General features: G+C 53.6%; 12 protein-coding genes. 5 read left to right on the forward strand and 7 right to left on the reverse strand.

Annotation, left to right across the window (positions count from 1 at the left end; translation table 11 throughout):
* Nucleotides 1–82: 82 nt before the first annotated feature.
* Genes NP589_RS16300 through mnmG form a run of 4 tightly spaced genes read right to left on the reverse strand, consistent with a single transcriptional unit; the run spans nucleotide 83 to nucleotide 4,191 of the window.
* A complete protein-coding gene (locus tag NP589_RS16300) occupies nucleotides 83–931 on the reverse strand; it encodes a ParB/RepB/Spo0J family partition protein (protein WP_256607948.1) in 849 nt (282 codons plus the stop codon).
* On the reverse strand, nucleotides 928–1,704 hold the full coding sequence (locus NP589_RS16305) for a ParA family protein (RefSeq protein WP_064006567.1): 777 nt from the start codon (nucleotides 1,702–1,704) through the stop codon (nucleotides 928–930). The genes NP589_RS16300 and NP589_RS16305 overlap by 4 nt, the downstream gene beginning before the upstream one ends.
* Nucleotides 1,697–2,323 carry a 16S rRNA (guanine(527)-N(7))-methyltransferase RsmG gene (gene rsmG / locus NP589_RS16310; protein ID WP_256607949.1) on the reverse strand — a complete coding sequence of 209 codons (627 nt, stop codon included), beginning with the start codon at nucleotides 2,321–2,323 and terminating at the stop codon, nucleotides 1,697–1,699. Before rsmG ends, NP589_RS16305 begins: the two co-directional genes overlap by 8 nt.
* Nucleotides 2,323–4,191, reverse strand: coding sequence for a tRNA uridine-5-carboxymethylaminomethyl(34) synthesis enzyme MnmG (gene mnmG / locus NP589_RS16315; protein WP_256607950.1), 1,869 nt, complete (start codon nucleotides 4,189–4,191; stop codon nucleotides 2,323–2,325). Before mnmG ends, rsmG begins: the two co-directional genes overlap by 1 nt.
* Nucleotides 4,192–4,245: 54 nt before the next feature.
* Between mnmG and NP589_RS16320 the strand changes: the two genes are divergently transcribed.
* The 4 genes from NP589_RS16320 to NP589_RS16335 all read left to right on the forward strand — a co-directional run bounded on the left by NP589_RS16320 (nucleotide 4,246) and on the right by NP589_RS16335 (nucleotide 8,743).
* Nucleotides 4,246–4,497 carry a DUF7230 family protein gene (locus tag NP589_RS16320; RefSeq protein ID WP_256607951.1) on the forward strand — a complete coding sequence of 84 codons (252 nt, stop codon included), beginning with the start codon at nucleotides 4,246–4,248 and terminating at the stop codon, nucleotides 4,495–4,497.
* Nucleotides 4,498–4,523: 26 nt separating this feature from the next.
* Nucleotides 4,524–5,132, forward strand: coding sequence for a GTP cyclohydrolase II (ribA, locus tag NP589_RS16325; RefSeq protein WP_064038514.1), 609 nt, complete (start codon nucleotides 4,524–4,526; stop codon nucleotides 5,130–5,132).
* An 8-nt stretch (nucleotides 5,133–5,140) separates the two neighbouring features.
* Nucleotides 5,141–7,525 (forward strand): Lon protease family protein, encoded by a 2,385-nt coding sequence (locus NP589_RS16330; RefSeq protein ID WP_256607952.1) that lies wholly within the window; start codon nucleotides 5,141–5,143, stop codon nucleotides 7,523–7,525.
* A 300-nt stretch (nucleotides 7,526–7,825) separates the two neighbouring features.
* Nucleotides 7,826–8,743 (forward strand): response regulator, encoded by a 918-nt coding sequence (locus NP589_RS16335; RefSeq protein ID WP_256607953.1) that lies wholly within the window; start codon nucleotides 7,826–7,828, stop codon nucleotides 8,741–8,743.
* Nucleotides 8,744–8,788: 45 nt separating this feature from the next.
* Here the strand turns inward: NP589_RS16335 and NP589_RS16340 are convergent, their stop codons facing one another.
* On the reverse strand, nucleotides 8,789–9,310 hold the full coding sequence (locus NP589_RS16340) for a GNAT family N-acetyltransferase (protein ID WP_256607954.1): 522 nt from the start codon (nucleotides 9,308–9,310) through the stop codon (nucleotides 8,789–8,791).
* A gap of 148 nt (nucleotides 9,311–9,458) precedes the next feature.
* On the opposite strand from NP589_RS16340, the gene NP589_RS16345 reads away from it, so the two are divergent.
* Complete coding sequence (locus tag NP589_RS16345; protein ID WP_256607955.1) at nucleotides 9,459–10,208, forward strand: zinc ribbon domain-containing protein; 750 nt, start codon at nucleotides 9,459–9,461, stop codon at nucleotides 10,206–10,208.
* 10 nt (nucleotides 10,209–10,218) lie between these two features.
* Here NP589_RS16345 and NP589_RS16350 read toward each other — a convergent pair whose 3' ends face one another.
* Both NP589_RS16350 and NP589_RS16355 read right to left on the reverse strand, forming a co-directional pair.
* Nucleotides 10,219–10,689, reverse strand: a complete 471-nt coding sequence (locus tag NP589_RS16350) for a hypothetical protein (RefSeq protein WP_256607956.1) — start codon at nucleotides 10,687–10,689, stop codon at nucleotides 10,219–10,221.
* Between the two features lie 93 nt (nucleotides 10,690–10,782).
* Nucleotides 10,783–11,154, reverse strand: a 372-nt coding sequence (locus NP589_RS16355) for a hypothetical protein (protein ID WP_256607957.1), incomplete at its 5' end; no start/stop codon positions are given.

The following is an 11,154-nucleotide window of genomic DNA, read 5'->3' on the forward strand; positions in this document are numbered from 1 at the left end:
TATTGCCCAAATCGACAATGTAGCAAATCCAACAAAGCTCAGTGTCATGGCCGAAATACGACATTTATCTGCACCGAAGCACTCAATTGATTTTTTTTATGATGCCTTCCAACTCTTCCAAACTGGTGTAAGTAAAAATCAATTTTCCCTTACCGCTGCTCTGATGATTGATCTCCACCTTGGCACCTGTTCTTTCGCTCAGGTCTCGTTGCAAACGCAGCGTATCCGGGTCGATTTTTTTCACCGCCGCCGGCTTATCTTCGTGCTGTTCCCGCACCAGCTTTTCCACAGCCCTGACGGTCAGTCCCTGTTTGACGGCCTTATTGGCAATTTCGATTTGTTTGGCTTCGTCCAGCCCCAGCAATGCCCGGGCGTGACCCATTTCCAGCAAGCCCTTACCCAACATGCCTTTCACTTCGCCGGCAAGCTCCAGCAGGCGCAATAGATTAGTGATCGTGGTGCGCGACTTGCCTACCGCCGTGGCGATCTGCTGATGAGTGAGTTCGAACTCGTCCTGCAAACGATGCAAAGCTTCGGCTTCTTCCAGCGCATTCAAATCCTCGCGCTGAATGTTTTCGATCAAGGCTATAGCCATCACCGAGCGATCGTCCAAATCCTTAATCAGCACCGGTACATCCTGCAACTCGGCCAATTGCGCGGCCCGCCAGCGGCGTTCGCCGGCGATTATTTCGTATTTCTCGCCATCCAGTTTACGGACAATGATCGGCTGAATAATACCTTGCGCGGCAATCGAGTCGGACAACTCCTTCAGCTTCTCCGGATCCATGTCCTTGCGCGGCTGAAACTTACCGCGCTGTAAAAACTCGATGGGCAAGCTCTGCGCGTCTTGCGGCTTTTCCTGTACCGGCTGGCTGACGTCGCCGAGTAACTCGCTTAAACCTCGCCCTAAACCGCGTTTTTTTTGCATCATTTTTTCGCCGCTTTCTCTTTTCTGATCATTTCGCCCGCCAGCGCGATGTAGGCTATCGCGCCGCGCGAGGCTTTATCGTACGCCAGCACCGGCACGCCATGGCTGGGCGCCTCGGCCAGACGGATGTTTCTGGGAATGGTGGTTCTGAACACTTTATCGCCGAAATATTCGATCAGCTGATCCGAAACATCCTTGCCCAAGCGGCTGCGGCTATCGACCATGGTTCGCAAGATGCCTTCCAGATACAAACCCGGATTGACGCTGTCGCGAATGCTGCGCAAGGTGGACATCAACGAAGACAAACCTTCCAGTGAATAATATTCGCATTGCATCGGTATTAACACGCTGTTGGCGGCCACCATCGCATTCAAGGTCAGCATATTCAGGGACGGCGGGCAGTCGATCAAAATGTAGTCGTATTGATCTTTTATAGTTAGCAAAGCGTCGGCCAGACGCCGCTCACGATGCTGCGCACTCATCAATTGCACTTCGGCGGCGGTTAAATCGGCGTTGCCGGGGATCAAATCAAAACCCAGCTGCTTGTTTTTAACGACGATCTCGGAAACCGGCACTTCTTCAAGTAACAATTCGCAACTGGAATACTGAATCTCGTCTTTGTTCACCCCGCAACCCATCGCCGCATTGCCTTGCGGGTCCAGATCGATCAGCAACACCTTGCGCTTGGTGGCCGCCAGCGCCGCCGCCAAATTGACGCTGGTCGTGGTTTTGCCGACGCCACCTTTCTGGTTGGTAATCGCGATAATCTTAGCCATGCTTGGGTTTCTCCAGTCGAATCAGGCAGCGTTCGGCGTCTATGCCGGGCACCGTCAGCGGAATCACGCTGTATGTTTCGGCCAAGTCTATCAGCTCTTGCTCGGGCTGCAGGCCTTTCATCGCCAGCAGCACCCCATCCTCGGCCAGCAAATGGCCGGTCAATTGCAGAATGTCGCTCATGCTGGCAAAGGCCCGGCAGATCACCGTGGAAAACAATTCCTTCGGCTGCAATAGCTCGACGCGACTATGCACGACTTCGACATTTTTCAGTTTTAACTCCAGCACCGCCTGCTGGACGAAGCGGGTCTTTTTGGAGTTGGAATCGACCAGGGTGAAATGACAATCGGGAAGACAAATCGCCAACGGAATGCCCGGTAATCCGGCGCCGGTACCAATGTCGGCAACGCGCAGGCCATGCAGATGCGGCAGAATCGCCAAGCTATCCAGGATGTGCAGACTAACCATCTCCAGCGGATCGCGCACCGCCGTCAGATTATAGGCATTGTTCCATTTTGCTATCAGTTTGATAAAGCGCAACAAAGCATCGTTACCATGCTCACCGACATCCAGCCCGAGCGCTTTTAGGCCGAACTCAAGCTTTTCGCGACAAGCATCCATCAAGCGCTTTTCTTTTTCAGATGCACCAGCAACAAGGAAATCGCAGCCGGGGTAATGCCAGGAATCCGCGAGGCTTGGCCCAAGGTTTCCGGCCGCTGTTTTTTCAGTTTCTCGCTGACTTCGTTGGACAGGCCCGATACCAAGCTGTAATCGACATTGTCCGGCAATTTCAAATGTTCGTAGCGCAGCGTGCGGTTAATTTCGGTTTGCTGGCGGTCGATATAACCGGCGTATTTGGCTTGGATCGCCACCTGTTCGGCGACTTGTTCGTCAACTTCGGATTCGTCGCTGAACCGCAGCAGATTCTCGACATCCACTTCCGGCCGGCGCAGCATTTCCATCAGACTGGCTTCTTTCAACAACTTTTTGCCCCACAATTCTTCGGCCAATGCGGCTTCGTCGGATTCGGTGCGTATCCATTTTTTGGCCAGCTTGCCTTGCAGATTGGCGATGGCTTCGCGTTTTTCCTCAAAGCGCTGCCAGCGGTCGTCGTCGACCAAGCCCAGCTCCCGGCCTTGTTCGGTCAAACGTAAATCGGCATTATCTTCGCGCAATTGCAAACGATACTCGGCGCGACTGGTGAACATTCGATACGGCTCGGCGGTGCCGCGAGTGATCAGATCGTCGATCATTACGCCAATGTAGGCTTCGTCGCGGCCGGGGCACCAGCTTTCTAAACCCTTAGCCAAACGCGCCGCGTTTAAGCCGGCGATCAAACCTTGCGCAGCCGCTTCTTCGTAACCGGTGGTACCGTTGATTTGGCCGGCGAAGAAGAGGGCATTCATATGCTTGGTTTCCAATGACGTTTTCAAATCACGCGGATCGAAGAAATCATATTCGATGGCATAGCCGGGCCGGACGATTTCGGCATTCTCGAAACCCAGCATGGTACGGATGAAGCGGTACTGAATATCAAACGGCAAACTGGTAGAAATACCGTTCGGGTAAACCTCGTTAGTGGTCAAACCTTCCGGTTCGACAAAAATCTGGTGCGAATCGCGGTCGGCGAAGCGCACTACTTTATCTTCGATGGACGGACAGTAACGCGGACCGATGCCCTCGATAATCCCGGAGTACATCGGCGAACGGTCCAGACCCGAACGGATGATGTCGTGGGTTTCCTGATTGGTCCGGGTGATATGGCAGCAGATTTGGCGCGGATGCTGTTCGCGATTACCCATGAATGAGAACACAGGCAGCGGCGTATCGCCGTGCTGTTCCTGCAATTTGCTGTAATCGATGGTTCTGCCGTCAATCCGTGCCGGTGTGCCGGTTTTCAAACGACCGATGCGGAACGGTAGTTCGCGCAAGCGTTCGGCCAACGCAATCGAGGCCGCGTCGCCCGCGCGGCCACCGCTGTAATTTTCCAGCCCGATATGAATGCGCCCAGCCAGAAAGGTACCGGCAGTCAAAACCACCGCCCTGGCGTTAAACTCTAGCCCCATTTGGGTTTTTACACCCACTACCCGATCACCTTCGACCAGTAAATCGGAAACGGTTTGCTGGAACAAAGCCAGATTAGGTTGATTTTCCAATGCGGTACGCACCGCTTGCTTGTACAACATCCGGTCCGCTTGTGCGCGAGTCGCCCGCACCGCCGGGCCTTTGCTGGCATTCAAAATCCGAAATTGAATGCCGCCTAAATCGATGGCCTTGGCCATAATCCCGCCCAGCGCATCCACTTCCTTGACCAAATGGCCCTTGCCGATTCCGCCTATCGCCGGGTTGCAACTCATCTGCCCCAGGGTTTCGATGTTTTGCGACAATAACAGGGTTTGCGCGCCCGAACGCGCGGCAGCCAGCGCCGCCTCGGTACCGGCATGGCCGCCGCCCACTACGATCACATCAAAGTCTTTCTGGAATTTCACAGGCAATCTATGTTCAAATAAAACGTTATTTTAATAGCTTACGGAGAAAAAAGCATGAGAAAACAAAACCCAAGCAAGGGTTTGGACGGCAAACCCATTAAAAATCCGGTGGCAAAATTCGCCCATCGATTCAACAAAGCGCAAACCTACGCCGACAAAACTAAATACCGCCGCAAAGCCAAACATCAAGGCCTGGAGCCTTTCTCAATCGTTTCCGAACAAGCGATTCAGAAAGGCTCTCGGCAACCGCTCCCGGCGTTGCCCTACCTCCTGCATCCATGCAGTCGTCGGCTTTTACCCATATAAGCTGCGCATTAAGGATTTCAATATCAGTGAAAGCAAGCATAGAAGATAAAGTTCAAACCCGGATTCCCACCAAGCACGGCGAATTCATTCTGCACTACTACAGCAACAGCCTCGATAAAAAAGAACACGTCGCCTTCGTCAAAGGCGAGGTAGCCGGCAAGGAAGATGTGCCGGTCCGCATCCATTCCGAGTGCTTTACCGGCGACGTGCTGGGCTCACGGCGTTGCGATTGCGGCGAACAGCTGGATATGGCTTTGGATTTGATCAACACCGCCGGTTGCGGCGTACTGATTTATCTGCGCCAGGAAGGCCGCGGCATCGGCTTGCTGAAAAAGCTGCAGGCTTACAATCTGCAAGACCAGGGCCTGGATACCGTCGATGCCAACATCAAACTCGGCCACCTGGCCGACGAACGTCAATACGACATTGCCGCGCTGATTTTAAACAACTTGCAAGTGCGCTCCATCGAGTTAATCACCAATAATCCTTTGAAAATCGACGAACTGACCAAGCTGGGGATTAAGGTTAACAACCGTATCGCCATCGAAACCCGCATTCATCAAGACAATCTTGAATATCTGAAAACCAAGGCCGAACGCATGAGTCACATGCTGTCGATGCCTAACAGCAAATAACCCGCATCATGCTTGAACAATTGAAATTGCCGGTCTCGGCCCTAAAGCTGGCTATCGATCTGCCCAGGGCCGCGCCAAGCGAGCAACCTAACGCCATCCTCGGCCAAAGCCGCGCCCAATCGGCTCTGGCCTTCGGCATCGCGATGAAAGCACCCGGCTACAACATCTTCGTGATGGGCGATCCCGGCACTGGCCGCCTGTCCATGGTCAGTCATTATTTGAACACCTATGCCGAACAGCAAGAATCGCCGCTGTCTTATGCCTACGTGGATAATTTCGAGAATCAGCGCGAGCCGGTGGCTATCGAACTGCCGTCCGGGGAAGGCCATAGCTTTGCCAAAGACATCGAAAAACTGATCGACGATGTGCTCGCTACCTTTCCAGCCGCGTTCGAAAGCCCTAGTTATCAACAAAAGAAAACCGCGATCGAGCGGCGCTTTAATCAACGCTACAACAGCGCTATCGATCTGGTTGATGCCAAGGCCCGCGAGATGAGTGTGGCGCTGTACCGCGATAGCGACACCATCACTTTTCTACCTATCCGCAACGAAAAAGCGCTGGATGAGGACCAATTCACCTTGCTGCCGCAAGCGGAGCGCGATGCTTTTCATCAACACACCGAGGAACTGGAAGAATATCTCGGCGACGTATTGCTGGAGCTGCCGCAGTGGCGGCGCACGCTGGTCGAAGAAACCCGCCAGCTGGACAACGATACCATCAAGCAGGCGCTGGAGCCTCTACTGGCCGAGTTGAACCACAAATACCAAAACGTCGACGACGTCATTACCTATCTGGCGGAGATCGAAAAAAGCCTGAGCAATACCATAGGTGAGCTACTGATGCCCAGCCGCAGCCAGGATAGCCGGGAGATCATCGCCAAGCGTCTGGCGCTAATAGAGCAATATCTCCCCAACATCCTGGTGGATTGCAAACACGACGGCAACGGCGCACCGGTGATCTACGAGCCGCATCCGATCTATCAAAACCTGTTCGGGCGCATCGAATATATCAGCGACCAAGGCACCCTGGTCACAAGTTACCGGCGCATTTGCCCCGGCTCGCTGCACCGCGCCAACGGCGGTTATCTGATCCTGGACGCGGAAAAAGTGCTGACTTATCCCTTCGTTTGGGAAGGCCTGAAGCGAGCCCTGCAAGCCGGCCGCGTCGAAATCGAATCGCCTTATTCCGAGCTGGGCATTAATACCATCACGCTGAAACCCGGCGTGATTCCGCTTAACGTCAAAGTCATACTGGTCGGCTCGCGCGATATTTATTATCTGCTGGAAGAGCTGGATAGCGAATTCAACGAGATGTTCCGGGTGCTTGCAGACTTTGATGACCATATCAAACGCAGTCCGGACAATGTCGGCCAATTCGTGCAATTGCTGAAACGCCACGCCGCCGATTCCGGCGCCAAGCCCCTGACCGACGGTGCTTTACTGCGGCTAATCGAGCATAGTTGCCGGCTGGCGGAAAATCAGCAGCGCCTGTCCGCACATGTCAACAGCTGCCTGCAAATCATCGCCGAAGCCAATTTATTGGCCAGCCAAACTCAGGCCGTCAATATCGATAAAACCGAAATCGAACTAGCGCTGGCGGCACGTGAACAACGCAATGGCCGCATCGCCGAGGCAATATTGGAAGAAATGCTGGAAGGTACGATTTTGATTGATACCGACGGCGAAGCCATCGGCAAGGTCAACGGCCTGACGGTGATGGACATCGGCGGCAGCAGCTTCGGCGCACCGGCACGGATCACCGCCACCGTGCATCCCGGCTCCAGAGGCATCGTCGATATCGAGCGGGAAGTGGAATTGGGCCAGCCCATCCACTCCAAGGGCGTGATGATTTTGAGCGGCTATCTCGGCCATTGTTACGCCCAACAATTTCCGCTGGCCATTTCCGCCAGCATCGCCATGGAACAATCCTACGGTCACATCGACGGCGACAGCGCTTCCTTGGCCGAACTGTGCTGTTTGATCTCCGCACTGACCCGCACACCGATTCAGCAAGGCTTTGCGATGACCGGCTCGATCAATCAATACGGCGAAGTGCAAGCCATCGGCGGGGTCAACGAAAAGATTGAAGGCTTTTTCGAGCTATGCGCGGCACGCGGATTGACCGGCAGGCAGGCGGTGATCATCCCGGCATCGAACAAACGCAATCTAATGCTGAAACAACAAGTAGTAGATGCTGTCGAGCAAGGCCTGTTTGCGATTTACACCGTGTCGAATGTCGACGAAGCCCTAAGTCTGTTAACCGGTCAAGAAGCCGGCACCATCAATGCGGAAGGCCAGTATCCGGAAGGCAGCGTCAACTTCAAGGCCGTGGCGCGCTTGAAGGAAATTTCCGATATGTCCACCGACGAAGATAAGGAAACCGAGACAGGCTAAACCAGCCACGACAGTTGGTCGGCGCAATGGCCCGATTGACAGGTAAAATCATGCGACAGCGCTTCCATGTAGGGAGCATAAAAACGCAACTGATTTGCAAGCGGCTTCAGTCGAATGCCGCGCGACCAAACAATTACAAAACAATTATTCATTACTAAGCCCCGCCAAACCAATCACTCAACGATAGTCCGCAAAATCGATACAGTTGTTTATTTGCCCAAACGCGGATAGCATGATTTAAGCCACTAGGTTAATTTTCTCGTCAACTTACTTTAACCGCTGCCTTTAGGAGAATTGGCGTTGAAACTTTCTGACCATGACTTTAAAGCTAAGGTATTGATCGTCGATGACATGAAACTTATGCGGGAAATACTCCGCAAATTCTTGGAGTCGGACGGTTACCTGGTTCAATCCGCCAGCAACGGTGTAGAGGCCTGGCAATTACTCAACGGCAGCGAACAACCCTTCGATATCGTCGTGACTGATCGGGATATGCCGCAGATGGATGGCATGGAATTGTTGACCAAAATCAAAGGCGATCCGCGGTTTACCGAGCTGCCGGTGATTTTTCAGACCGGAATTTCGTCACGGGACGCCATTGTGGAAGGCATCAACGCCGGGGTTTATCATTATTTAACCAAACCGTACGACGAAAAAGTTCTACTGGCTTTTGTGGCGTCAGCTATCGATGACAGCCGTCGCCACAAAGCGCTGAAAACCCGGATTACCAATAAGCGAGTAGCGCTAAGCTTGCTGCGCAAAGCGGAGTTTGGTTTCCGGACCTTAAATGAAATCAAAGGTTTGACCACGCTGCTTGCCGACTTGTCATGCAACTCGGACAAAGTCGCCACCGGACTTTCCGAGTTGCTACTCAACGCCGTCGAACACGGTAATCTCGGCATCAGTTATCAAGAAAAAACCGAATTGGTTAGCCAGGGCCGTTGGCGTGAAGAAATCGAACGCCGGCTCAATCAGCCTGAATATCAAGATAAATTCGTGCTGGTTAAAATTGTCAGAGAAACAAGCCGCACCACGTTTACGATTAAAGATCAGGGCCAGGGCTTCGATCCTTCGAATTTCCTAACCTTCTCACCGGAGCGCGCAACCGACCTGCACGGCCGGGGCATTGCTTTATCCCGGATGTTGAGTTTCGACTCGCTTGATTATCTTGGAAACGGCAATCAAGTCGTTGCCACGGTGAACAGCGCAAGTAATTGATCGCGCTAAATTTACCATCAAAGGTATCAAGCCGGGCGTAACCGCTTAGACATGCTTCTCCAATAATTCCAAAGACAAACCGGCCACTTTGGGTTGCCACAATGCCGGATTTACCGGAAACGCCTTAATTGTCCCGGTACGCTGGTAGCCGCGCCGTTCGTAAAACGCCATTAGCTCGGTCCGACAAGGGATCACCGCCATCACGAAGTGTTTAACCAACCAGGCTTGCTTGGCCTCCGCTTCGGCCGCCGCCAACAAACGCTTGCCTATCCCCAGGCCTTGCATAGCCGGCACGACCGCCAACATGCCGATTTGCACCTGCTGATCTAACTTTTGTAAATGCACCGAGCCCAGCAAATCGTTCTGCCGCCGACACTGCAAAATCATCGACTCCGCCTCGGCGATTAAATCCAGAATATCCGCTACTTCGGTACGCCGACCGTCAAGCAAATCGGCTTCGGTGGTCCAACCCTGGCGGCTGGATTCACCGCGATATGCCGAATTGATCAGCGCCGCCAGTTGCTCCGCATCTACCGGCTCTGCTCTGGAAAATGTCAGTTCCAACATGATTTACCTCAAAATCTCGCTTGTCCTGTAATCCGCTTGACACTCAAATTAAACGTTGCCGGAGACGAAAAATCTCGGCCTTGCTGCTAAGGTTTATTGGCAAAACCTGTACAAATCCTCACTCACTCATTCAGCCTGGAGCTCCAGAATGAAGCAATGCCCCAAGTGTAATCGGGATGTGCCGCCCGCCGACGATACCTGCCCGCACTGCGGTATCGTTTTTGCCAAATATTACAAATACCACGGCAGCTCAAGCTCGCAGGGCAGGGATAGGCCGCAAGTTGTGATTCACATCGAGCCGCCAGCGGACACGGTATTCGGCAACGACGCTTACGCAGACAACCAAGCCATCTTTGTTGGCCGCTGCCTATTATTACCAGGATTTTTAATCTGGAGCTGGTTGCTGATTACTCCGGGCTTGGCCAGCAATGCGGTCGGCGAATCGTTTCTGCATTTGGTTAATCTGCCGTTTCATGAAGCCGGTCACGTGATTTTCCGGCCCTTCGGCCAATTTATCACCTCGCTGGGCGGCACTTTGGGCCAGATTCTGATGCCGACGATTTGCATGTTGATCTTGCTGCTAAAAACCCGCGACCCATTCGGCGCCGGCTTGTGTTTATGGTGGGTGGGCGAGAACTTCCTGGATATTGCCCCGTATATCAACGACGCCCGCGCCGGCCAATTACCCTTGCTGGGCGGCAATTTCGGCCATTCCGCACCATACGGTTTTCACGATTGGGAATATTTACTGACCGAATCCGGCCTGTTGGCGCAAGACCATACTTTAGCTAAACTCGCGCAGCTGCTGGGTGCGATGTTGATGATAATTTCGCTGATCGGCTGCGGCTACGTGTTGATCAAACAGCGGCAAAAGCTGACTGGCTCGAAAGCCGATTAGCAGCAAAGAATTAGCCCAACCACGCTTTAACTTTCGCCTTCACCTGCGCTTTTACCTGCCGCGACCACCGGTAAATCTCGGTATCTACGATCTTCGCATGCGCCCAGTGCAGCCAGCCCATCACGGTGTGATAAACAAAAGCGATAATACCGAAGGTCAGCAACTGCGGCTTGGTCAATTTAAACACCCGCGCCACCAGCAAAGTGCCCAGTAATTTGGCGAAGACTTCCAGCAAGATGCCCTGCAACAGCAAGCCATGCAACAGCAAGGACAAGGCCGCCAAATTGATAGGCGTGACGATTAGCACCGGAATCGTAAACGCCAGCAAAGCCATGGAAGGCGAGGTTTGTGCCAACCAGCGCTCAATACCTTCGAGCCTAAGCAGCAACGCCAGATAGTGGCCGCAAGCCGACAGAAAATCCCATAACCATTCCTCGATAATCAGCAGGATGGCGAGCAGAGTAAGCAGGAGTTTTTTCATGGTGATCTACCGAAAATTAAACGCAAGACACGCCAGCCTAGCTGGACCCGCCCGCCAGATTTAGACGGCATGGCCCGGCCGCGACACGCGCCGCTAATCACTACTGGAATTTGCCGCCGATTTAACCGACAGCTGGCCTATCATCTCGTCAAACCGGCGTAAGGTTTCGTTCTGACCTTCCAACATCCGCAAATGGCCCAGAATATCGTGCGCTTCCGGCCAGCGCTGCTGCGCCACAGTATCATAAAGCGTCCGGTATAGGCGCTGAACCAAAAAACCTCTAAGCAGCTTGGCGGCGGGAGTTTGCTTGAAACTCAAGGAGCGTAATACGGCGGGCACCGCCACATCCGGCCGGCCGGCCCCCGCGCTTTGTAAGGACACGCTCAGCCACTGTTCGGCTGCTCGTTCGCTACGGACGATTTGCTTCAGCTCGGCGCCACAGCGCGGGCAGAGCGTGGCTGCGCC

This window comes from Methylomonas rosea, assembly GCF_024505055.1.
GTDB classification, from domain to species: Bacteria; Pseudomonadota; Gammaproteobacteria; order Methylococcales; family Methylomonadaceae; genus Methylomonas; species Methylomonas rosea.